The sequence below is a fragment of the Nocardia sp. NPDC051929 genome, from assembly GCF_044548645.1.
GTDB classification, from domain to species: Bacteria; Actinomycetota; Actinomycetes; order Mycobacteriales; family Mycobacteriaceae; genus Nocardia; species Nocardia sichangensis.
Genome location: NZ_JBIUCG010000008.1, coordinates 222,381 through 245,716, shown reverse-complemented (window position 1 = coordinate 245,716; position 23,336 = coordinate 222,381). Strand labels below are relative to the sequence as shown.

Here is a 23,336-nt window from a genome sequence, read left to right as displayed (position 1 = left end):
TGCGCAAGCCCCAGTGGGGCTAGTCCCGTCGGGCGTTGGGACGGCAAGCCGCGGCCGCGAATCTGGGACCAGCACCCGATGCCGGGGCATGCGGTCGACTCCCTTCCGCCCTTCGTAAGTAATCAGCAACGGGCGGAGCCGGATTCGGACGCTGTGCGACTGGGCCCGGCATCGGCGTGCCCACCCACCGACTGTCAGGGAGCTGTCGTGAGAATTTCGCAGAACACACGGGATCTGTGGGCCGTGCAGTATCACGACTGTGCGGTCGAACCTATCGATTTGGACCTGGACCGCGCCCGCTTCATTCTCCACGCTCACGCTGCCCACGGCGGCCGATGCCTGCCCTACCTCACGGCGATGGCCTACTCGTTCGGAACCGAGGCGTAGCCCGAGCATGCCCACCGAACACCACACATCCATACTGACGCGTTCATCGCAGATGACAGCGGCTGTGCGACAGGGTGTCTCGCTTTCCGGGCCGGATTCTCAGCTTCCTCGGATTCCGGACTGGCACCAGCTCTGCGCGGCGTTCCGCGGCGTGACGGGCCACAACCCGGGCGACCATCTGATCACGCGGTGGGCGCAGGCGCTGGCGCATCTGCACCGCACCCGCCGCGTCATCCCCGAACGCGCGGCCGAAGTCGACCGACGCCGAGACGATGTGGTCACGTTGATCGACAACTGGGTCAGCACCCACATTCAGCCACGACGCGGCACCGAACGCATAGGACCGGCAGTGGATGCCCTGGCCGCCGCGTACGTCGATGCCGAACTGACGCTGGCGGCCGCCGAGCACGCCTTCGAACCCGCCGTGCATGAGGCATGGATCCACGTCAGTGCCCTGGCCGTCGACTGGGCTGACCTGATTACCGAAGTCGTCGACGGCCAACCGCCCGCTCCGCGGCCTGCCGGGCCCACTACTCCGATACGTCCCTGATCGAAAGGACACGCCAATGGTCACCCTCGCAACAGATCCCCAGTTCATCGCCACCTGTCTGGCCGAAGACCTCGACCCTGACACCGCCGCCCGCCGGGTCGAAAGCGGCACCCTGGTGTTCCTGCGGTCGCACGCGAGCCGGCACATGACGGCCTTCAAACCGCTGCTCGTTGGTGAGGACACCCGCCGGAAAGTCGCCGCTCTCGTCGGACTGGGGCCGCGTGACCGCGACAGGCAGACCATCGTGGAAAGCATGGCGGTCATCCTCGCCGCTGGACCCGACGCTGTCATGGACCTGACCACCAACCCCGAAGGTGTGGCGCTGCGCGCGGATCTGAAGGAAGTCATGGGCGTACCGCTCGGCGCATGCCTGACATACGACCTGTTCGCTGACCCGCGGAAGAAACTGAGCCGCAACGAATTCCTGGACCGATTCGAGCTCGGGTTGGCCGCCGGCGTCGACTTCGTCCTCATCCACGCAGGCATCAACCCCGCCCTCGCGCAGATGAGCGAGAAATCCGACCGAATCATGCCCACGACCTCACGAGGCGGCGGGTTGCTGGCCCGCTACATGCGCATCCACCACTGCGACAACCCTCTGATCGAGTACTTCGACGGAATCCTCGACATCTGCCGCCGCCACGAAGTCGTCCTCGACCTCGGCGACATCTTCCGCCCCGGCGCCACCGCCGATGCGGGCGACGACCTGAAATGGCGCGAGATCCACCTGCTGGCCGAACTCCGCAAAGACGCGTTGAACGCCGGAGTACAGGTGTTGTGCGAAAGCGGCGGGCACATGCCGCTGCACCGCATTCCCGACCTGATCCCCGCCTACAAAGAAGCGCTCGGCGGTGCGCCGCTGTGGCTGGCCGGACCGATGGTCATCGACAACGGCGTCACCCTCGACGACACCGTCAACGCCCTCGGTGTCGCGACGGCCGGACAGTGCGGCGGCGACATGTTCGCCTCCATCACCCACAACGAGCACTACGCCATGCCCACCGCGCCCGACACCGCCACCTCCATCCGCATGGTCCGTGTCGCCATCACAGCGCTCGACCTCATACGCGGCTGGGAACCCGAAATCGCACGGCAACGCGCGATCAGCGTGGCCCGCCGCGCCAACGACTGGGACATCCAGCAAGGTCACGCCCTCTACCCCGGCCTGGCGGGCAACGCGTTCATCACCCACGGCCTGCGCAAAGGCGCGCCCTGCACCATCTGCGGATCACTGTGCCCACACATCACCGCGAAAAAAGCGCACGAGGAAACACCCGTCCCCGCCTACCAGCCCGGACCCGTTCTGCTGCCCATGCCCGCGCCTTCCATCGAACCGGAGGCATGAAGTGGACACCACCGCCTTGGCCGAACGCATCATCTCCCGACTCCCCCACGCCACCGCCGTCGCCCGGGAAGCCCTCGATATCGCCAAAGACCTCCGCACGCTCGGGCACTGCGTACCCGCCGACGACTGGCTTATCGTCGGCGGCTCCCTCGCCCGCGGCGAACCCGCCTTCATCCGCCATGGCGGCAAGCCGCTGCTGATCAGCGACGTCGACCTCCTGTACGTCCACTACGGAGACCATCCCTCAACCCAGATCCACGAACTCGTGGCCCTCGCCGAGAAACACTTCACCACAGTGGATTTGATGACGTTGTCGCTCGGCGACTACCGCGCCATCCAAACCTCTCTCGGGCACGACTTCAAAAACCTCGGCCTACCCGTCACCGATCGCGGCCTACCCGACCACCACCCCGTCACACTCGACGTCCGCGACGCTTACGAAATCCTGCTCTTCTACACCCAGGCCTACTTCTGGCTCGGCCTCCACGACCAATGGTCCGCCGGAACGGCTTCCACGCACTCTCACCTGCTCGTCAGCCGACTGTGCGTAAAGATCCTGCGAGCCACCGGCATGCTCGACGGCGCCTACGCCCACCACGACTTCGGTCACATGGCACCGCACCTCGCCGAACAGATGCGCGCCGAGCTGCGCTGGCGCGCTGACCCCACCCAGCCGCCGATGGACCCAGGACGATTCTGGACCTACCTCCACCACGCCTTCACCCGGTTCGACGCCGAGTTCGGACAACCACGCTCCGACGCGGTCAACTACACCCGTTACGCCGTGACCAGCAGCGGCCGAATCGTGGCCCGACACCACCAAACCGTCCACGCCCTCGCACGCGCCATGGCCGACGCATGGCACACAACACCCGACCCGGTCGCGTTGACTACGGTGAAGCAGCGCGCCTGGGAACGGATCACCTGCTGGACCGGCAGCGCACGCCGAGAAAGCCCCGAGGACCACTTCCGGACGCACAAACAAACCATCCACGACCACCTACTCGCCATGAAAGTGCAGGTCAGATGAAAATCCTGGTCACCGGGGGTGCAGGATTCGTCGGAGCCACAGTCACACGACTGCTCCTCGACGCCGGACACGACGTCACCGTCATCGACGACCTCTCCCGCAACGACGACCGCCAAATCCCCCTCGACGCCGAATTCATCGAACTCCGCGTCCACGACATCGCCCAAATCCTCACCCCCACAGCCGGCTACGACGCCGTCCTGCACTTCGCCGGCCTCATCGCCGCAGGCGAATCCATGCACCACCCCGAATGGCACTGGGACAACAACACCCGCGCCTCCCTCGCCCTGCTCGACGCCATGCACACCGCCCACGTCAGCCGACTCGTCTTCTCCTCCACCGCCGCCGTCTACGGCGAACCCACCCACCTGCCCCTGGTCGAAACCTCACCCACCAACCCGGTCAACACCTACGGCGACACCAAACTCGCCATCGACAAAGCCATCACCACCTACACCCGCGTCTCCACGCTCGGCGCGATCTCCCTGCGCTACTTCAACGTCGCAGGCGCCCACGACTGCGGCGACGGCACCATGATCGGCGAACGCCACAACCCCGAAACCCACCTCATCCCCCTCGCCCTCGACACCGCCCTCGGCCACCGCGACAAACTCACCCTCTACGGCGACGACTACCCCACCCCCGACGGCACCTGCATCCGCGACTACATCCACATCACCGACCTCGCCCACGCCCACCTCCTCGCCCTCAACAACATCCACCCCGGCGAACACAAGATCTACAACCTCGGCAACGGCATCGGCTACTCCAATCTCCAAGTCATCCAAGCCATCCAAGAAGTCACCGGAATCTCGTTCGACATCGAGACCGCACCACGACGACCAGGCGACCCCGCAACCCTCTACGCCTCCTCCCAACTCGCACAACGCGAACTCGGCTGGACACCACAAAAACCGGCCATCACCGACATCGTGCGCGATGCGTGGCGATTCCATAGCGAGCCACGGTAGGCAGCCGAAATTCCAGCGTAAGCAAAGAGCCCGGTACCTCTCCTGGCGAATCACTACAATGCGGACATGAAGTGTCCGGAGTGGACTGATACAGACTGGAGGCTTGCGCACGAAGCCTTATGCCGAAACTTTCCGGGAGGCCGAGGCATGGGCGTCTGGACAGCCGCAGCCGACACCGATCGAGAGTGGGCGGGTACGAGTCGGGGACTATCAAGTTTGGACACTCGCATCCAGTTCAAGAACAACACCGAATATCACGGCATGGAACGGTATGCGTGGCAGTACCTGGTTACCGTCCAGTACATTGAGGCGAGCAACCACTTCTACGCTGCAGCGTTGCATAGAGAGGTTGACGCCGAAGCCATCCAGGGCAGCAATCCCGACCTACCTGGCGATCCTGGGCACCACAAGGCTATCAGCATATGTATCCGGATGGGCAGGTACTGCCGCGCGCTCGCCGAATATCAGGAGCCAATAACAGGCCAACCACAACCCGGTGAATTCGGACTTGATCCGCGGTGGATTGAAGAGCGTGAAGCTAGAGCCCGACATCAGATGGACGTCGCCTTCGGGCAGAGGCATCGCATAGACCGCCGAGCTGCAGCGGGAGACCGAGCACGTAGCCAGAAGATCTGCTCTGGTCTCCACTGCAGCTGCAGGTGCTGCTAGAGGATGAACTTTCTCAGCTGCGCTTCTATCCGAACTTGTCGGGCTTGAGGTGTCGGCGCCGTTGTTCGGCACGGCGACGCGCCACATGTGCCCGGAAGGCTCGCAAGACAACCTGGCGGTGCACAAAACACCCGTCCACGGCATGGTCGGGAAGTGGGGGTCAACGGCAGAACAGGCCCCCGGTGGCTCAACGCGTAACGAAGCTGATCCCTCCGGCTATAACCCGATTGCCGCTGGCTCCGAGCATCAGGTAACCGCGCCGGTGTCGGCCATAGCCAGAGCACGGCCAATCCCCATGCGGCATCAGGATTACGAAGTATCGACCGCAGCATCGTCTCCGGAACCGCAGCGCTGTCGCCCGAGTCGAGCATTGCCATCAACTCGCTCCGGACTCCAGCCGTAGATACACACCAGCGTGTCCCACCCGGGGGATGAACCGTCGTTGCCGGACGCATTCCCTTGTGGTAATAACGAAACAGCTTCTCGAGGCGGATCAGTCCCACCACAGCGCTTTCACGCGCTCAAAGCCACCCGAGAAGGAGGACTCCGTTGAGTCGGAATCCTGTTCGATACCAACACCGCAACCTCGTGCACGTGATCCCGGGCCGTGCACTACTCCCCAACTCACGGAGAGTCACCCGCACCGCATCGGTGCGACGACCGCCACCCACAGCGAGCCGCTCAGAGCCTCACGTCCAGGGCTGCACAAACAACAGCTTCTCTTCCCGGGAGCCGGCGTGAACCCCGATGACGTGTGGCTCAGCACGGAAGAAGTAGCAGCACGTCTCAAAATTCCGAAGAAGACGCTCGCAGTCTGGGCCTCCACCAAGCGAGGTCCCCGATACGCGCGGATCGGCCGGTATCGACGGTACCGACTCAGCGACCTACTCCGATGGGAACAAGAGCAACTCGACAAGAGCGGACACCCAGGACCCGAAGAGCCGAACACCACAGCCCAAGATTCTCGACGTCGGCCACCCACACAACCACAACGCCGCCGCAGCCGGGACCGCTGACCGAACATCACTCCAGCCGCCAAGTCGGCTATTTTTTGGCAATCTCTGTGATCTTGACGCATATTACTGCCATAGGGCAGTTTTCTGGCTCGTCGACACCCCATACGAGCCAGTCAGCAATCTCCCAGTCGGCCGCCGATATTCGCCGCGCAGCCCGCGACCGAGCACCGCCCTACCATCCAGGCGGGATCGGCGGCCCATGACCATCCGACGGACTCCTCGAAAGGACAGTGATGCCCAGACAATCGCTTCCGATCGGCACCTACGGCCGGATCACCACCAAGCGGCAGCCGAACGGAAGGTGGCGCGCAACCACGCGCTACCGCGACGAAGACGGCATCACCCGTACTGTCCACAAATTCGGCCCCACCAAGGGCCGCGCCGAAGAAATCCTCCGCGAGTCGCTCACCCAGCGCACCGGAAGCCGGGGAGGACTGATCACCCGGGACACGAAGCTCGCCGATCTGGCCGACCTGTGGCTCGCAGAGAAAGTGCTGCAAGAAGGCATCGCCCAACAGACGCTCGACCTGTACTGGATGGAGATCGAGGTCTCCACCGACTGCCGGGCGACCAAGGGCACCATCAAGATCAAATCAGCGCTCGGCGGCCTGCGCGTATGGGAAGCCACGACCTCCCGCATCGACGCACACCTCAAGCGCATCGTGCTCAACGGACACCGCGAGAAGGCGCGCCGACAGCGGGTCATCCTCTCGGAGATGATGAGCATGGCCGTCCGCCACGACGCCATCGACCGCAATCCCGTCCGCGAAGTCGCCGACCTGCCCCGCAAGCGCCAGAAACCGCGCGCAGCCGACCTGGAGACCCTCGCCGAGCTGCGGACCCAACTCCAGGATTGGGTGGACGGAAAGCCCCTCGATGGAGCGCCCGGCTACACGTACGGCCCCAGACGCAACCCTCGGGTCCTCGACGTCGCCGACGTCGAACTCGGCACCGGCCCGCGCCCCGGCGAAGCACTCGCCCTGCGCTGGTGTGATGTCGATCTGCACGCCCAACCGCCGCGAATCACTCTCTCCGGCACGATCGTCCGCATCAAAGGCAAGGGCCTGATCCGCCAGGAATGGACCAAGACCGACTCCGGCTACCGGACCGTCGTCCTACCTCAGTTCGTTGTCGACACCCTCCGCCGCGTCAAAGCAGAGGCCATCGAGAACGAACTGGACCTCGTCTTCCCCAACCGCGACGGCGGCATCTGGGACCCCCACAATTTCAACCGGCTGTGGCGTCAAGCACGCGGAGAGAAGTTCGCATGGGTCACCCCCAAAACCTTCCGCAAGACCGTCGCATCCCTCATCGCCGACCAATACGGCCCCCAAGCCGCCGCCCAGCAACTCGGCCACGCCAACGACTCCGTCACCAAACGCCACTACATCGACCAACCGACCGAAGCACCCGACTTCACCGCAGCCCTGGGACGCCTCGCGGGATGAAAACGTGTCGTTTCCGTGTCGTTCGACCCCCGAAACGGACAAGACCAGGGTCGAACTAATACGTTCGCCCTGGTCACAGCTCCCCCATCTGGACTCGAACCAGAAACCTGCCGATTAACAGTCGGCTGCTCTGCCAATTGAGCTATAGGGGATTGCCCTTGGCTCGTCCGGTTGGTATCGGGCGGGCCGAGGAGAAACTCTAGCGTATCGCTGGGCGGAGGCCCAAATCGCGGCGCTACCTGCTGAGTTGTCACTGAGAGCGGGGGTGTCGCTACCGAGTGTCCGGATCGACAGGCGTGTGGGGTGTCGGGCAGGATGGGGGCGGCGAACTGGCAACTGGGAGGAGCACATCGAGATGCTGCGGTTGATCATCGGCGTGGCGGCCGGCTACGTACTCGGCAGTAAGGCCGGGCGGGCTCGCTACGAACAGATCAGCGCCGCTACCCGCGCGCTGACCGAGAGCCCGGTGACCCGCAAGCTCGTGCTCGTCGGCAGGCAGAAACTGGCGGACAAGCTCAGCACCCGCCCCCGCCTCGAACCGATGGAGCCGATCGATGAGCGGACCACCCTCCTGGTACCGCACGACCAGCTGCGCCGCTGACCCCGCACATGCTGTGACCGATCCTCGCACCAGTCGGACTGTGTGCGAGGAATCACGGATCTGATCGACCCTAGGCCCCGGTGGCGAAGTCCCCGTGGTTGCCCATCGCCTGGGTGAGCAGGCTCTTGCGGTACTGCTCGAGAGCGACGAGGTCGCCGAAGAGGGCGAAGTAGGCCTCCGGCTGTTCGGTCGAGGAGACCCGCTGGAGCTTGGACTTGAGTTCGGCGATCTGCCTGCCTACCCAGGCCTCCTGGGTGCGCGCAAGGACACCGGCGACGAAGCGCGGGATGTCGGACTCCGATTTCACCGGCAGCGGCTCGTTGGCGAGCTCCGACAGCAGGGCGCGCACGGTCAGATCCTCGGTGCGGTCGGCGACGGCGTTGACCCATTCGGCGCCGCCGAGCCCGGCGGCCGTGCCGCCCGCCTCGGCGATCAGGCCGCGAAGGACCGAGTAGGCGGGGTGGGTGAAGGCTTCGGCCTCGAGCGCGTCGAAACCCGCTCCGGCCATCGCCGGGTACTGGAGTGCGGCGGCGAGTACCTGCCGTTGCGGCAGCAGGGTGGGATCGTTCGGATTCGGCCGTGCCGCAGGATGTTCCGCGACCACCTGGCGCGGCGCGGGCGCACGCCCCGCGCCCGCCTGCCCGCCGCCGTTGCGGTTCCGCTTGGCTTCCTCGCCGACGCGGCGCACCACGGTCTGGATGTCGTCCCAGCCGACCCACCCGGCCAGTTTGGTGGCGTAGGCCTTGCGCAGGGCGTTGTCCTTGATCTGCGCGACCACCGGCACCGCCCGGCGCAGCGCCTCCACCTGGCCCTCCGCGGTGTCCAGGTTGTGGTCGGCCAGTAGACCGCGAATCACGAACTCGTACAGCGGGGTTCGGCGGGCGACCAGATCGCGCACTGCGGCGTCACCGGAGTGCTGCCGCAGTTCGCACGGGTCCTGCCCGTCCGGCGCGATCGCGATGTAGGTCTGACCGGCCAGCTTCTGATCACCAGAGAAGGCTTTCAGGGCCGCCGCCTGGCCCGCGGCATCGCCGTCGAAGGTGTAGATGATCTCGCCGCGCCAGAAATTGTCGTCCATCATCAGGCGGCGCAACAGGGCGAGGTGGTCGTCGCCGAATGCGGTGCCGCACGAGGCCACGGCGGTCTTTATCCCGGCCAGGTGCATCGCCATGACGTCGGTGTAGCCCTCGACCACGACCGCCTGGTGCCCCTTGGCGATCTCGCGCTTGGCGTGATCCAGGCCGAAGAGCACCTGGGATTTCTTGTACAGCAACGTTTCCGGGGTGTTGATGTACTTACCGGGCATGGTGTCGTCGTCGAAGAGCTTGCGGGCGCCGAAGCCGATGACATCACCGGACAGGTTGCGGATCGGCCACAGCAGCCGTCGGTGGAAACGGTCGATCGGGCCGCGCTGACCCTGCCGGGACAGCCCGGCCGCCTCCAGCTCCTTGAAGTCGAACCCCTTGCGAAGCAGGTGTTTGGTGAGCGTGTCCCACCCCGCCGGGGCGTAGCCGCAGCCGAAATGGTGCGCGGCCGCGGCGTCGAAGTTGCGATCGGTGAGATATTTGCGCGCGGTCTCGGCTTCCGGCTCGCGCAGCTGGGCGACGTAGAACTCGTGCGCGGCCGCGTTCGCCGCGACGAGCCGGGACCGGGTGCCGCGATCGCGCTGCACCGAGGTGCCGCCGCCCTCGTAGTTGATCTGGTAGCCGATCCGGTCGGCCAACTGCTCGACCGACTCGACGAACCCGACGTGCTCGATCTTCTGCAGGAAGGCGAACACGTCGCCGCCCTCGCCGCAGCCGAAGCAATGGAACAGGCCGTGATTGGGTCGCACGTGGAACGACGGCGACTTCTCGTCGTGGAACGGGCACAGGCCCTTCATGGAGTCCGCTCCGGCGCGCTTGAGCGCGACGTACTCGCCCACCACGTCTTCGATCCGGACGCGCTCGCGTATTGCCGCGATATCGCGATCAGGAAGTCGTCCGGCCACGGCAGAGAGTCTAGGCGAAGCCGGGGCCGACGCGCCCGGGCGGCTCGGCACCGCGAGTTCCGGGCGAAGGCGCCCTCGCGGGGAATCACGAGCGATCCAGTTCCGCGCGGATCGCCGCGACCGTTTCGGCCAGACGTGACTGGTGGGAACCCTGCCAGTAGATCCGGCCGCAATCGCGGCACTGCCGGAAAATGTCGTAGTAGCGGCGGGTGAGCGGTTCGAGGCGATCCTCGACCTCGGCTTTGTCGACCTCGGCGACGACGCCGCCGCAGCGCAGGCAGCGGGTGAACGGATCCAGGCACGCGACGAGGTCGAGCCGCCGGATCACCTCCACGACCTGCTCGATCGGCTGCTCCGACCAGATGTATACGCCGTGTGTGACGTTGCGGCGCTTCAACAGGCCTCGGTCACGGGTGAGCAGGATCCGGTGCTCGGCCGCGGACGCCTCGGCGAGTTCGGCGTCCTCGGCCTCCCACCGGCAGTGCACGTCGAGACCCAGCAGCCGCATCAGCTTGGCGAGACCGCCCAGATTCACGTCGGCGAGGAAGCGCGGCTCACGCAGCGGATGCGGGCGGACCAGCGTCACCCGGCCGATGTCGAGTGTCTCGAACACGGGATACGCGGTGATCCGCCCGCCGAGGCGCGGGTGATGATCGAAGTCGACCGGTTCTCCGTCGACCAGGACCAGGTCCACTTCGGTGTGCGGAATGCCCGCTGCCTCGATGACGTCCTTGACGGTCTGGTGCGGGCGGCACGGCCGACGCAGCACGGTGTATCGCTCGCCGGGCCGCAGGAAATCGTTCAGCTCGGCGTAGACCCGGAGATCGACGCTCATTCGACGAACAGCGCCATCGATGCGGTGAATCCGTGCAGCGCGTTGCGGCCCGCGATGGGCCCGATCTCACCGGCGGCGAAGAAACCCGCGAGCGGGATGCCGTCGAGCAAGTCCTCGATGGTCGTGGCGTCGTGGTCCGCAACACCGAACATCCGGCGGCCGCGTCCGTTGCACGTGAACAGCAACGCACCGGCCGGACGGACGGAAAGGTCGGTGCGCGCACGCGCCAGCGCGTTCCGCAGGTCGTGGTCGGCTCCGATCGCGTCGCGGACCTGGAATTGGACGGTGGTGCCGACTTCCACGACCTCACCCACCTCGATCGCGCCGCTGGACGGATCGGCGCCGAGCAGACCGCGGATCAGGAAGTCGCCCTGCCCGGGCTCGGCCAGGTGCTCGTCGACGACGAACCCGATCTGCAGGCCGCGCGCGAGCTCTTCCTGCTGGTCGGGTGGCAGCACGGCGACGATCTGACGCAACCGCTCGATCGGGGACAGACCGCCGAGTCCGGTGATCACCGTGCCGTCCGCGCCGGTGACCGTGTAGGGGTTGCCGATCGGACGGCAGCCCTGAGACACGATCGGCACGTTGTGCAGTCCGGGAAGACGCACGCCGACCGCGCCCGAGGTCACCACGGCGTGGTCGCGGAACAGGCGGCTGCCTTCCGGGCCGTGGCCGCCGCTGACCAACCCGCCCATCACGACGGTGCCGGGCAGATCCGTGTTCACGTACTCCAGCAGCAGATCGGCCGGAAAGGAGTAAGGGTCGGGCAGCAGCAGGTGGAAGTCACGTGCGGCCTTGTCGAAGCGATAGCCGGCGAGGAGCCCGCCGCTGGCCGTGCGAAGGAAGTCCAATTGGAAGGTTTCGGCTGCGGGCAGTCCGGAGGCCAGCCACACCGCCACCGCGGGTTCGTCCTCGATTTCACGGCGACCCGCCACCACCGCCTGCGCCACGCATCCGATCAGGGCGGGCACCCGGACCGTCCGGTGGACACCGGAGAGCACCTCGACGGCGTCGTCGGTATGCACGCGGGACGCGAGCAGCACAGCGAGCGACGGCGCTTCGCCCGCGATCTGGTCGCGGGCGCGCGCTGCGGCCTCCATGCCCGCTCGCCGCGCTTCGGGCGCGGTGGAGAGCCCTACTCCGATCCGCACCCTTCCATGGTAGCCAACCTGTGGCTTCAGTGAATTCACCTGTCGCGCAGTGCTTTTCATCGGCATTGCCGAGCCGGTACCGCCAAGTGGCCCGATGCGCGGGGCGGGCCGGAGATTCCTCGGCTCCACGAGCGAAGCGACAAGGGCGACGAACAGGTTGCGAATCGATAGCTGTTCGGCGCAGCGACGCACAATCGATCTTCCCAGCCCGGGGAGGTCCGGCGGATTTGAGCGACAATAGCCGCGACCACAGTCTGTTTTCGGTCACCCGGGACCAGAGTGTCGGCGCGGGCCGGGCGCACCGCGGCAAGACCTGATGAGGACAGGCGGGAGACATTGTGAGTCAGCCGTCGCGGATCGACACGGGCGAGCTGCGCGCGATGGTATCCACCTTGGAGCGGCTCATTGCCGACGCTTCCCGGACGGTCGGCGAACTGAAGGCGGCCATCGCCTCCGCGGAAGGGCTCGTCGACGGCGACCGGCTCGATCATGCCGAAGCATTGCCTGTCCTGGCGCCCGCACCGGAGAGCCGGGTGCTTCCGCCGGAGTCATCGGCCGAGCCCGCGCCGAAGGCGATGCCGACGCCATGGTCTCGGAAGACCCAGGAGACGCCCTGGTCCAAGCGGGTGGTCCGGCCATACCCGGCGGTGCCGGGCACACCGGTTCGCGTATCCGCGGGCCGCGAGATCGGCGTCTCGGCAGAGTTGTCCGCACCCGTACGCCGACCGGCCGCAGGGCATCACCCGCAATTCGAACCGGCAAGTCACCGGACCGACGCCCTCGACGAGCCGGCATCCGTCCGGCGCTCGGTTGTCGCCGAGGGCCCTGCACCCGCAGTCACCGTTGCTCCGGCGTCGATCCGGCGGACGGACCGGGGCGAGCACGCCACACCCCGTCCTCGGATCGATACCGCATCCGGCCGCCGGTCCCCTGACGGCCGCCCACCGAATCAGCCGACCGTCGCCGCACCCAGCCCACCGGTCGAAAGAGCGCACCGCACCGAGGACATCCCGCAGATCGGGGACCCGCGCCACGAGGTAGCCGCTCCGCGGGCCGACAGAGCCGGCGGTCTTCCGCCGCGTCTGGACATCGAGATCGCCGAAGACTCGATACCGCGACCGGATAACGAACAGCCGACCCTCGCACCGGGCCCCAGGGGCGGGTCTGCACCGGCCCGGCCAACCGATTCCACCGACGCCTCCGCACCGACCGACTCCACGAGCACCACCGCTGAGGAGCACCGAACCTCAGCGTGCCGGACCGATGCCGAGGACAACCACGAACCCGTCCGCGCGACGAACGGCACGCAACATCCGAAACCGATCCGCCGAACGGATTCGCCGGAAGCCATCGCACCACCGCGACATATCGGTACGGCTGACGACACCCCGTCCGCTCCGGAGACGGGCCCCGCATCCCGTCCAAAGCCCGTCCCGAAAACGACAGAACCTGCGCTCCCTGAACGCACCGATGACCCCGGGCACCTGGCCCCGTTCCACGCCACCGGCGGTGTCGCACCCATCGAAGAAGCCGACAACCCGCATCTTCCGGCGGTCACCCCGCGAGACGACACGACCCTCGACACCGCAACCACCCCGACGTCCGGTATCGCGGACGACTCGCCGCTTCCGTTCCAGTTCGATACCCCACCCCTTCCGGCACGGATCGAGCCCACCCATCAGTCCGGCAGCGCAGGCGAGCTCGCACGTCGCCGAAGAACCGGCCAACCCACGCCCACTCCGAAGACCGACGCCGCGTCCTCCCCTCAGAGCGATCGCCCCACCGACTCCGCATCCCTCCAGGTTCCCGACGCCGCACCTACACCGTCGATCGACTACACAAACCTCTCCGGCCAACAACCGCCAATCAGCACCGACGCCCTGGAGCCCCACCCACCGACGGACACCGCCGAGGAGACGGCACCCGCACCCGCAGCTACCACGCCCCACCCCGAACCGAACACCCAGAACGACGCCACAGAGCACCCCGCCGCCAAACGGCAGACAACCTCAACGCCCGACCAGCCGATCGACAGCGCGCGCCTTTCCGGCCGACAACCGGCAATCAGCACCCACGCCCCGGAGCCCCACCCACCGACGGACACCGCCGACCAGGTGGCACCGGCCCCGCAGGCAGCTACCACGCTCCACCCCGAACCGAATCCTCAGAACGACGCTACGGACCACCTTGCAGCCGAGCAGCAGGCAAGTTCAACGCCCGGCCGGTTGATCCGCAACGCGAACCTCCCCCAACCCACGATCGGCGCCGACGAATCGGTACCTCACCGATCGACAGACTGCACCGACCAGGCGGCACCCGCCCCGGCAGCTACCGCACTACCCCCGATCGACGTCACGGCCGATTCCGCGGCCGAGCAGCGGGCAGGCTCCGCGCCCATCCGGCAGGCGGATGTCACCGACGAACCCATATCGCGGCGGCAAACCGATAACTCTCCTGGCTCGCCCGGCCTTCCGTGGATCGATGCCCTGCGCTTTTCCTGGCTCGACGCCTCGCCCGGCGGCCCGCAATCCCCTCCGCCGAGCGCTGCTACGACCGACCCCATCTCGGTCCGCCACACCGGATCTCACCCACGGACCCACAAGGCAGGCAGCTCCACCCAGCAGCCGGGCAGCACAGACAACTTCGGACCCAGTCGCAACACCGGTCACACCGCAGACCCCACGAGCCGGGGCGATTCCGCGCTCGTCCCTCCGCCCGACCGCGCCGAGGCTGCCCCGCTCGACCGGCAGACCGACGCACCTGACCAGCCCCCGCCGATCGAGGACAGCGGTGCCGCGCACCGACCCGGACATACTCGGCAGACGGACACCGTTGACGGGTCCGATCTTGTCGACACTGCTCATAACTCGACACGATCGCCACGATCAGACGTCGCGCGCCCTCGCCAGGCCGTCGCCCGCACCGCCAGCCCGGAGAACCACATCTCGGTTCGCCGGAGCGATTCGGCCTCATCGCCGCAGACCGCCGGCGCAGGCGTACCCGTCCGACGACCCGACCCCGCATCCGCCCGGAAATCCGGTCGCGCACCCATCGAACGCAGCGCCACCGCACACCGTCCCGCAGTCGCCGAGCAGGCCGATACCCACGATCCGGCCGAAGCACTCCGAATCGCGCGGGAGATGTCGGCGCGGCATGGATTGGAAGTCGTCGGGTTCGATACCGCGAATGTCGGTGTCCAGGTGGTCCGTGAGATCGCGTCCACTATCGATGAGCTGCTCACGAAATACCCGATGCCGCTGCGGGGCGTCGAGCTCACCGACGACGCGGAATCGCGCCCGAGACCGGAGCGCGAGCCGACCGCGGAACAGTCGGCCGATGCCGCGATCTGGATGCTCTTGGACCGCGCCGCCTTGTATCCGCCGCGGTCGGCTCCGGTGGAAACACGCCGGATCTTTCGTCGCCGCGGGCCTGCCGAGCGGCCGGTGTACACGGCGGTGGTGCGCGAATTCGCGGGGGCTCTGGACGTCGCCGGTGGGTTCCGGGCTCGGCAAGAAGCTTTGCGAACTCTGATCAACGAGTCGCTGCGCGGCGGCGGCGGTGGTCTCGGCCTGCTGGATCCGGGCCGGGCCTTGATCGACGGCTTCACCGAGGTGATTCTGCGGGGCGAACGAGCGAGCGCCTCGGCCAAGGAATTGCACGGCGCGCTGGTGAAAATGGCCCGAGCCGAGTCCTCCGACGATCTGTCGGCGTGACGCCACCGATACGGGTCCAAAAGGCGCACCTGGACAATCGCCCTTGACCCCGCGCACGGCCGGAGCGAAGGCGCCTAAATCTTCAACTCGCTCGCGACTCGCTCCAGGCGGCTTTCGGTGTAGGAAGCGATCTGGTCCACCACGACGCGCACGCGGGCGGTGTCATCGGTGGCGGCGTTCCAGAACGGCAGCAGCAGCGGATCGAGTCTGCCGGGAGCGGTGCCCAGCAAGCGTTCGGCCACGGCGAGGATGCGTTCGCGTTGGGCGGCCTGCCGCAGCCGGTGTGCCGGGTCGGACATCACATAGCGCAGCGCGACGGTCTTCAGCAGCGCCACCTCGGCGGCGACGATGCGCGGCACTTCCAGATCCGCGTTGTACCGGGACAGCGGTTGCGGACCGGACACCTCTTGGGTCGCCATGATCGCGGCGGTGGCGAAGCGGCCGACGAGCTCGCTGGTGAGGCGCTTCAGCGCGACCGAAGCGGCGAACGTGCCGTCGTATCCGGACGCGGCCGCGACCACGGGCAGTTCCGAGAGCCGTTGCGCGGCGGCGATCAGATCGTCGGCGGCCAGCGAGTGCTGGAACTGGCCGAGCGCGGCCAGCGCGTCCTGTTCGGCGGGGTCGGCCAGCGCGCGCAGATCGATCCGGCCCGCGAGGACACCGTCCTCGACGTCGTGCACCGAGTAGGCGACGTCGTCGGACCAGTCCATGATCTGGCATTCGAGGCTGCGGCGCCGATCCGGCGCACCCTTGCGGATCCACTCCAGGCGCTCGGTGTCGACCTCGTAGGCGCCGAATTTGGTGCCGGGACCGGTTCGCCCCCAGGGGTATTTGAGGGCGGCGTCGAGGGCGGCGCGAGTGAGGTTGAGGCCCGCGCTGGCGCCGTCGGCCTCGAGCACCTTCGGTTCGAGGCGAGTGAGGATGCGCAGGTTCTGCGCGTTGCCTTCGAACCCGCCGAAGGCGTCGGCGAAAGTGTCGAGGGCTTTCTCGCCGTTGTGGCCGTAGGGCGGATGGCCGATGTCATGGGCCAGACCGGCCAGGTCCACCAGGTCCGGATCACAGCCGAGTCCGTCGGCGATGCTGCGGCCGATCTGGGCGACCTCCAGCGAATGGGTCAGCCGAGTGCGCGGGGTGTCCGCCTCTCGCGGTCCCATGACCTGCGTTTTGTCGGCCAGTCTGCGCAGCGCCGCGGAGTGCAGCACGCGGGCCCGGTCGCGGGCGAATTCGGTCCGGTGGCCGGTCTCGAACTCACTGCGCGGCGGTCCGAGCCCCGCGGTCTTGGCGCCCTCGACGACGAGGCGTTCGGTGTCGTGATCGGTGTACCGGGCGCTCATCGAGCCTCACTGTCCCGCCGTGTAGGTGAAATCCGCCGAGAAGTGGGTGAGCTGGTACCACAGCAGGGCGCCGGTCTCTCTGGCGATACCGTGTGCCTGGGATTCCCGCGTGTAGACGGCGGGACCGGTTCTGGTGGGGGCGGTCCACGCCGCCAGCCCCTCGTCGCGGGCCATGGTGCGGGTGCGCAGCGAATGCCAGGGATCGCTGACCAGCACCGCCGACGACATGTCCCGCGCCCGCATCGCCGTGACCACCGCTTCGATGCTGCGCAGGGTGTCCGATCCGGTTTCCACGGCGAGGATCTTGTCGGCGGGCACGCCGCGCGCCTGCAAATAGTTCTTGCCCGAGGCGGCTTCGGTGAACAGATCGCCCTCCTGCTTGCCGCCCACGGTGATGACGCGCGGAGCGACACCCGCCCGGAACAGCTTGTACGCCTGATCGAGTCGCGCCTCGAACACCGAGGACGGCGTTCCGGAGTACTGCGCCGCGCCGAGCACGACGATCGCGTCGGCCTTCGTGTAGTCGTCGATGCGCGCGACCTGCCACACGCGGAAGGCGGTCCCGCCGACCAGCACCGCGCCCATCACGACGGAGCCGACGACGAGCCGCCGGGTCCAGCGCAGCAACCCGGCGCCGAAGCCCTGTGGGCGGGCAGGTTCGGGCGCCGGGACGGCTCGGGTGCGCATCGTTGGCAAATCCACTCCCCAAGTCTGCCAAAAGCCGCGCAGGCCCCGGACCGGTTACCGTCAGGGGCGGTTACCAGCCGCGGTCTCGCCAAGCCGGAAGGCTGGGACGCTCGGCGCCGAGGGTGGTGTCGTCGCCGTGGCCGGGGTAGACGACGGTGTCGTCGGGGTAGCGGTCGAAGAGCTTGGCCGAGACGTCGGTGAACAGCGAGCCGAAGTCCTCCGGGGAGGTGGTGCGCCCGACGCCGCCGGGAAACAGCGAGTCCCCGGTGAACAGGTGAGTGCGTCCCGCCCCGTCGGTGAGTGCGAGGGTGATCGACCCCGGCGTGTGGCCGCGCAGGTGAATGACCTCGAAGACCAGATCGCCGATGGTGACGGTGTCGCCCTCGGCGAGCAGCCGATCGGGGCGGACCGGCAGCGGGTCGGCGTCGAGCGGGTGCGCCGCGGTGGGAGCGCCGGTGGCCGCGGTGGTCTCCCGCAGCGCCAGCCAGTGGTCGCGGTGCTGATGGGTGGTGACGATCAGCTGGACCTGCCCGGGCGCCTCCTGCTCGACGAGGGCCGCGATGCGGGGCGCCTCGTTGGCGGCGTCGATGAGCAGGGCCGCGCCGGTGCCGGTGCACTGCACCAGGTAACAGTTGTTGTCCATGCCGCCGACGGACATCTTGACGATGCGGGCGCCGGGGACGTCGCGCTGCTGCGGATTCGAATCCGGTGACACGTGGCCGCTGTACGGGCGATCGATGGTGATCACGAAATGATGCTAGCGAGCTAGATTCGTGCCATGTCACTGCCGTCGCGGATCCGCTTCGTCCGCTTGCTCGCGATCAGCGTCCTACTGGCCGCGATCGCCTTGCTGGGCGCTCCGACGATCGCGGCGGAACCGCCGCTACGGATGAACACCTATGTGGAGGATCCGGCCGGTGTGCTCGACCAAGGTCAGCGCGATCGGGTGCGCGGTGCGGTGGACCAGCTCTACGCCGACGAGCAGCTGCGGCTGTGGGTGGTGTACGTGCGCGGCTTCGACGGGATGCAGCCGCGGGACTGGGCCAGGCGCACCGCCTCGATATCCGGGTTCGGCCAACGTGACCTGCTGCTCGCGGTCGCCACCGAGGATCGCGCGTATTGGCTGGAGGGCGAAGTGCCCGGCGAGATCAGCGATTCCGAACTCGACGACATCCTGATCGGCCACGTCGAGCCGGCCCTGCGCGACGGGCGCTGGGCCGACGCGGGGGTCGCGACCGCCGCCGGACTGGACGCGGCCATGCGCGGCGGCGGGGTGAACGTCGGCGCCCTGCTCGTCATCGGCCTGCTGGTGATTCTGGTGGCGGGCGGCCTCGTCTGGTACGCGCGCAAACGGCGTCGTGAACGGTTCGAGGCCGAACTGGCGGCGGCACGGCAATTGGATCCGGAGAACGCGACGGCGCTGTCCGAACTGCCGTTGGAAGCGCTGCAGACCCGCTCTCGGGAGACGCTGGTGGAAATCGACAACGCGATTCGCACCAGCGGCGAGGAACTCGAGCTCGCTACCGGCGAGTTCGGCGCCACCGCCACCACGCCTTTTCGCACCGCCCTCGACAACGCGAAAACCGCTGCCGCCGCGGCGTTCGCGATCCGGCAGCGCCTGGACGACGCGATCCCGGAGACAGCCGACGAACATCGCTCGCTGCTGGTCGAGCTGATCGGCACAGTGGGGCGCGCCGACCGGGAACTCGACGCGGAGGTGGCGGAATTCGACGCGATGCGCGATCTGCTGCTCAACGCCTCGGCTCGGCTGGACGCCCTCACCAGAGATGTCGTCGACGTGACCGCCCGGATTCCCGGCTCGGAAACCGAGCTGAGCCGGCTCGCCGCCACCCATCCGGCCAGTGTGCTCGCGCCGATCGAGGACAACGTGCGGATGGCACGCGAGCGCCTGACGTTCGCGGAGCAGAACGTCGACGGGGGACGTGCCGCGCTCACCGAGCCGGTCGGCGAGCAAGGCGGCGCGGTCGCCGCCATTCGTTCCGCCGAGGCCGCGATCGGTCAGGCGCGTTCCCTGCTCGACGCGGTCGACAACGCGTCGAGCGCCATCCAGCAGGCCCGCGACGGCCTGCCGGGTGTGCTGGACGAGTTGCGCCGCGACCTCGCCTCCGCCGCCGAGCTCGCCGACTACGGCGGGCCGGAACTGGCCGACGCCCGCACCGCGGCGCAGTCCGCTCTGGAGCAGGCGACGGCCACGGGCGACATCGATCCGCTGAGCGCCTTCCACGACGCGGTCACCGCCGACGCGGATCTGGACCGCGCCGTCGCGGGGGCCACCGACCGCAAACTCGCCGCCGAAGACCTGCGGCGCAGGCTCGATCGAGCGCTCACGGACGCTCGCGCCCGGATCGGTGCCGCCGCCGATTACATCAGCACCCGGCGCGGCGGCATCGACGCCGAAGCGCGCACCCGCCTGTCGGAAGCACAGCGCAACCTCGACGAGGCGCAGCAATCGAGCGCGAACGATCCCGCCGACGCACTGCGGCGCGCGCAGGCGGCGGCGGATCTGGCCGGGCGCGCGCTCCAAGCGGCGCAGGCCAGCGTGCGGGCATGGGAGGCGGACCGGGCGCCCTCCGGCAGCGCCCAGACCGGGGCGGTGCTCGGCGGCATCCTGCTCGAAGGACTGCTGCGCGGGGCGGCGAGCGGCGCTCGGCACTCCGGGGGCGGCTGGAGCCCCGGCTCGTACGGTGGTTCCTCCGGTTCCCGGCGCATCGGCCGTGGCGGCAGATTCTGAACGGCTCGATCCTGCCACCGGGTGCGGCCGTAGACCGGGACCGGTCGATGGCTCAGCAGGGAACCGGTCCTCGCACCGGTCAGCGAGCGCCGGCCGCGGACAGGGCGGTCAACTCCGCCCGCACCGCCTCGGGCAGGCCGTCGGCATGCGCGCCACCACCGAGCACGCCCACGATCAGCTCCTGCGCGAACGTGTAGACCAGATAGGTGACCGCGGCCGACGCGCCCGCGGACGGGCGGGGATGCGCCGAGACGTAGACGATCTCGTAGTCGGTGAGCTCGAGCGTGGCCGGTGTGCGGAACACCGGGACGACGCCGGTATTGGTCACCGCGATATGTCCGGCCAGCGAATGAATCCTGTTGGCACCGTAGTAATCCGGGAAGTGCAGCACGGACTGCTGCACGATGCCTTCGGACAGGTCGCGCGTCAGCCGACTCGAAATGCGCTGTGCCAGTTCGACCGGGCTGGCGGCCGGATCCACCTCGCCCGCGAAGGAAGCCAGCCCGGCCATGTTGGTACCCGCCGAGGCGGCGACCGGCGGCTCCAGCCTGTTGCGCAGGTCGACCGGATACAGGCAGCCCAGAGCTGTTGTGCCGCCGCCTGTCTCACGAGCGTACGCGCGCAGCAGTGCGGCGGTGAGCAAACCGTTCACCGTCACACCGGTCTTGCGTGCGAGATCGGCGATCTGCGCGGTAGCCGCCCGGTTGAGCCGCACGCGTACAGGACGGGCGAGCGTACTCGGCGCGGGTTTCGCGTTATCGGACGGCACGTTCCTCGCCTCCAGCGCAAGCGGCTTGGTCACCTCCTCGAATCCGGACTTCGCGGCCGCGGTGATGCCCCGTTCCGCCGCATACCACTCCAAAGACTGCGGGAGCGCTTGTGGCGCAACGTTTATCGGCCGACCTTCGAGAACGCCGGAATAGAAATCCCATAGTCGGGACAGCAGTTCCACACAGTAGCCCGCGTCGGCGACGCTGTGGTGAGCGAACAGCGTGACACGCCACTCGTTCGCGCCCGAGCCCACGACGTCCAGATAGGCCAGCTGGACCGCCGGATCCATCGCGGGAACGCCGATCGCCGCCAGGTCGCCCGCACGCACGGAAACCGGGATCCATGCCCTCTCGTCAGCGCCGAACAGATATCCCAGTCCCGCAGCGTCTTCCACGATTCTGCAGCCGATCACCGGATACGCGCGCCGCAAGGTCGCGAATGCCTCCCGCAGCGCCGTCACATCGAGCGCTCCCCGTACCGACACCGACCGGCCCGTGTAGGTGCCATGCCGAACGAACCGCTGCTCCGACGGCGCCAGCACGCGAATCGGAGCTTCCTCATCCCACAACACACGGCAAGGGTGCGGCACTACCGGCACGGGCGCAAACCGACCGGGCGGATGCGGAAGACTGCCGGTATGAGTCTCGCGGCGCATCTGGAGCAAATCGGCCTTCCCACGGTGGAGGAACAACTCGCCCATCCCACCGTGCTCGGTATCGCCGAGGGCACCCTGCCCGAACCGGTCTTCCGGTCCTGGCTGGAGCAGGACTACCTGTTCCTGCTCGACTACGTCCGCGTGTTCGCCCGCCTCGCGTGGCAGGCTCCGGCCGCCCATCTCGGTGACCTGGTCGACCTCGCGCACGCCACCTACCACGAGGAGCTGTCGCTGCACCGCTCGCTGGCCGCCGAGTTCGGCGCGGACCTCGACGGCGCGGTCAAAGGCGCTCCGTGCACCGCGTACACGGCGTTTCTGCTGGACTCCGCCGCGTCCTACGGCGAGGGTCTCGCCGCGCTCTACCCGTGCATGTGGGGATACTCCACGCTCGGGGCCCGGCTCGCCCAGCACCCGCCCGCCGAACCGCGCTACCGCCGCTGGGTGGACACCTACGCCGATCCCGGATTCGCCGCCCTCACCCGCCGCTGCGCGCAGATGATCGACGAGTCCGGGGCCGATCCGGGTCGGGCGGAAGACCTGTTCCGCGAAGGGCTCCGGCACGAGCTGGCGTTCTGGGACGTTCCGCTCCGACCCTGATCCCCGGACGAATTCCTCGGTCCGCCGATGACTCCTGCCGGGCGGCTCCGTCTACCTGTACAGAGCACTGTCCCGGCATCGAGGAGACCCTTATGAACCGCCCCACTGTGGCATCACGCGAGGAATGGCTGGCCGCGCGTATCAGCTTGCTGGCCGAGGAGAAGGCGATCACCCATCGCTTGGACGAGCTGGCGGCGAAACGCCGTGCCCTGCCGATGGTCGCGATCGACAAGGAATACGTCTTCGAAGGTCCCACGGGCCGCACGACCCTGCCCGAACTGTTCGACGGGCGCCGCCAGCTCATCGTCTACCACATGATGTGGCGCTGGGATCTGGACGCGGGCTGTCCGAGCTGCGCGATGCTGCTCGACAACGTCGGCCACCTGGCCCACCTGAACGCGCAGGACACCACCTTCGCGGCCGTGTCACGCGGTCCGTGGGAGACGCTCGACCGGTACCGCGAGCGCATGGGCTGGACCTTCCCGATGTATTCGTCGTTCGACAGCGACTTCAACTACGACTTCCATGTCACCCAGGACGAATCCCGCGCGCCGGTGGAATACAACTACCGTACGAAGGCGGAGTTGGAGGCACGCGGCCACAGCTATCACGGAGCGGGCGAACAGCCCGGCACCAGCGTGTTCTGGCGTGACGACGACGGCGCGGTGTTCCACACCTACTCGTCCTACGGCCGCGGCGGCGACATCCTCATCGGCACCCACCAGTACCTCGATCTCACGCCGTTGGGCAGGCAGAAGCACGTCGGCGAAGCGCTGCACCACGACAGTTACGGCAAGGTGGAATCCCATTGCCACTGACGTCCACTCCGCCCCA

General features: G+C 67.7%; 20 protein-coding genes and 1 tRNA gene. 12 read left to right on the top strand and 9 right to left on the bottom strand.

What is annotated here, in order from left to right; translation table 11 throughout:
• Nucleotides 1–207 precede the first annotated feature (207 nt).
• The 7 genes from ACIHAX_RS12880 to ACIHAX_RS12850 all read left to right on the top strand — a co-directional run bounded on the left by ACIHAX_RS12880 (nt 208) and on the right by ACIHAX_RS12850 (nt 7,416).
• Nucleotides 208–387, top strand: a complete 180-nt coding sequence (locus ACIHAX_RS12880) for a hypothetical protein (RefSeq protein WP_397277400.1) — start codon at nt 208–210, stop codon at nt 385–387.
• A 151-nt stretch (nt 388–538) separates the two neighbouring features.
• A complete protein-coding gene (locus ACIHAX_RS12875) occupies nt 539–937 on the top strand; it encodes a hypothetical protein (RefSeq protein ID WP_397277398.1) in 399 nt (132 codons plus the stop codon).
• Between the two features lie 16 nt (nt 938–953).
• Entirely contained in the window at nt 954–2,282 is a 1,329-nt protein-coding gene (locus tag ACIHAX_RS12870) for a phosphomethylpyrimidine synthase ThiC (protein WP_397277396.1), read from the top strand.
• A 1-nt stretch (nt 2,283) separates the two neighbouring features.
• Complete coding sequence (locus tag ACIHAX_RS12865; protein WP_397277394.1) at nt 2,284–3,312, top strand: hypothetical protein; 1,029 nt, start codon at nt 2,284–2,286, stop codon at nt 3,310–3,312.
• Nucleotides 3,309–4,283 (top strand): UDP-glucose 4-epimerase GalE, encoded by a 975-nt coding sequence (gene galE / locus ACIHAX_RS12860; RefSeq protein WP_397277392.1) that lies wholly within the window; start codon nt 3,309–3,311, stop codon nt 4,281–4,283. Before ACIHAX_RS12865 ends, galE begins: the two co-directional genes overlap by 4 nt.
• A 1,100-nt stretch (nt 4,284–5,383) precedes the next feature.
• Entirely contained in the window at nt 5,384–5,968 is a 585-nt protein-coding gene (locus ACIHAX_RS12855) for a helix-turn-helix domain-containing protein (RefSeq protein WP_397277390.1), read from the top strand.
• Between the two features lie 233 nt (nt 5,969–6,201).
• Nucleotides 6,202–7,416, top strand: coding sequence for a tyrosine-type recombinase/integrase (locus ACIHAX_RS12850; RefSeq protein WP_397277388.1), 1,215 nt, complete (start codon nt 6,202–6,204; stop codon nt 7,414–7,416).
• Nucleotides 7,417–7,495: 79 nt separating this feature from the next.
• Here ACIHAX_RS12850 and ACIHAX_RS12845 read toward each other — a convergent pair.
• Nucleotides 7,496–7,568, bottom strand: a tRNA-Asn gene (locus ACIHAX_RS12845).
• Nucleotides 7,569–7,771: 203 nt separating this feature from the next.
• On the opposite strand from ACIHAX_RS12845, the gene ACIHAX_RS12840 reads away from it, so the two are divergent.
• Nucleotides 7,772–8,017: a hypothetical protein gene (locus ACIHAX_RS12840; RefSeq protein WP_397277386.1), complete on the top strand. Its 246-nt coding sequence runs from the start codon at nt 7,772–7,774 to the stop codon at nt 8,015–8,017.
• A 70-nt stretch (nt 8,018–8,087) separates the two neighbouring features.
• Here the strand turns inward: ACIHAX_RS12840 and dnaG are convergent, their stop codons facing one another.
• The 4 genes from dnaG to ACIHAX_RS12820 all read right to left on the bottom strand — a co-directional run bounded on the left by dnaG (nt 8,088) and on the right by ACIHAX_RS12820 (nt 12,651).
• Entirely contained in the window at nt 8,088–10,007 is a 1,920-nt protein-coding gene (gene dnaG, locus ACIHAX_RS12835; protein WP_356964918.1) for a DNA primase, read from the bottom strand.
• Nucleotides 10,008–10,092: 85 nt separating this feature from the next.
• Nucleotides 10,093–10,842 carry a Mut7-C RNAse domain-containing protein gene (locus ACIHAX_RS12830; protein WP_364427429.1) on the bottom strand — a complete coding sequence of 250 codons (750 nt, stop codon included), beginning with the start codon at nt 10,840–10,842 and terminating at the stop codon, nt 10,093–10,095.
• Nucleotides 10,839–11,993 (bottom strand): FIST N-terminal domain-containing protein, encoded by a 1,155-nt coding sequence (locus ACIHAX_RS12825; protein WP_355072512.1) that lies wholly within the window; start codon nt 11,991–11,993, stop codon nt 10,839–10,841. The genes ACIHAX_RS12830 and ACIHAX_RS12825 overlap by 4 nt, the downstream gene beginning before the upstream one ends.
• Before the next feature lie 487 nt (nt 11,994–12,480).
• Nucleotides 12,481–12,651 carry a hypothetical protein gene (locus tag ACIHAX_RS12820; protein WP_355072511.1) on the bottom strand — a complete coding sequence of 57 codons (171 nt, stop codon included), beginning with the start codon at nt 12,649–12,651 and terminating at the stop codon, nt 12,481–12,483.
• Nucleotides 12,652–15,133: 2,482 nt separating this feature from the next.
• Between ACIHAX_RS12820 and ACIHAX_RS12815 the strand changes: the two genes are divergently transcribed.
• On the top strand, nt 15,134–15,706 hold the full coding sequence (locus ACIHAX_RS12815; RefSeq protein WP_355072509.1) for a hypothetical protein: 573 nt from the start codon (nt 15,134–15,136) through the stop codon (nt 15,704–15,706).
• A 74-nt stretch (nt 15,707–15,780) separates the two neighbouring features.
• Here ACIHAX_RS12815 and ACIHAX_RS12810 read toward each other — a convergent pair whose 3' ends face one another.
• The 3 genes from ACIHAX_RS12810 to ACIHAX_RS12800 form a co-directional block, all read right to left on the bottom strand.
• Complete coding sequence (locus ACIHAX_RS12810; protein ID WP_397277382.1) at nt 15,781–17,040, bottom strand: deoxyguanosinetriphosphate triphosphohydrolase; 1,260 nt, start codon at nt 17,038–17,040, stop codon at nt 15,781–15,783.
• 6 nt (nt 17,041–17,046) lie between these two features.
• A complete protein-coding gene (locus ACIHAX_RS12805) occupies nt 17,047–17,727 on the bottom strand; it encodes a YdcF family protein (RefSeq protein ID WP_355072969.1) in 681 nt (226 codons plus the stop codon).
• Nucleotides 17,728–17,797: 70 nt separating this feature from the next.
• Nucleotides 17,798–18,475, bottom strand: coding sequence for an MBL fold metallo-hydrolase (locus ACIHAX_RS12800; RefSeq protein ID WP_364427421.1), 678 nt, complete (start codon nt 18,473–18,475; stop codon nt 17,798–17,800).
• 30 nt (nt 18,476–18,505) lie between these two features.
• Between ACIHAX_RS12800 and ACIHAX_RS12795 the strand changes: the two genes are divergently transcribed.
• Nucleotides 18,506–20,479 carry a TPM domain-containing protein gene (locus ACIHAX_RS12795; protein WP_397277380.1) on the top strand — a complete coding sequence of 658 codons (1,974 nt, stop codon included), beginning with the start codon at nt 18,506–18,508 and terminating at the stop codon, nt 20,477–20,479.
• 79 nt (nt 20,480–20,558) lie between these two features.
• On the opposite strand, the gene ACIHAX_RS12790 is transcribed toward ACIHAX_RS12795, so the two are convergent.
• Nucleotides 20,559–21,821 carry an acyltransferase gene (locus ACIHAX_RS12790; RefSeq protein WP_397277378.1) on the bottom strand — a complete coding sequence of 421 codons (1,263 nt, stop codon included), beginning with the start codon at nt 21,819–21,821 and terminating at the stop codon, nt 20,559–20,561.
• A 66-nt stretch (nt 21,822–21,887) separates the two neighbouring features.
• Between ACIHAX_RS12790 and ACIHAX_RS12785 the strand changes: the two genes are divergently transcribed.
• A complete protein-coding gene (locus ACIHAX_RS12785) occupies nt 21,888–22,502 on the top strand; it encodes a transcriptional regulator (RefSeq protein WP_364427412.1) in 615 nt (204 codons plus the stop codon).
• 92 nt (nt 22,503–22,594) lie between these two features.
• Complete coding sequence (locus ACIHAX_RS12780) at nt 22,595–23,320, top strand: DUF899 domain-containing protein (RefSeq protein ID WP_364427409.1); 726 nt, start codon at nt 22,595–22,597, stop codon at nt 23,318–23,320.
• Nucleotides 23,321–23,336: the final 16 nt, after the last annotated feature.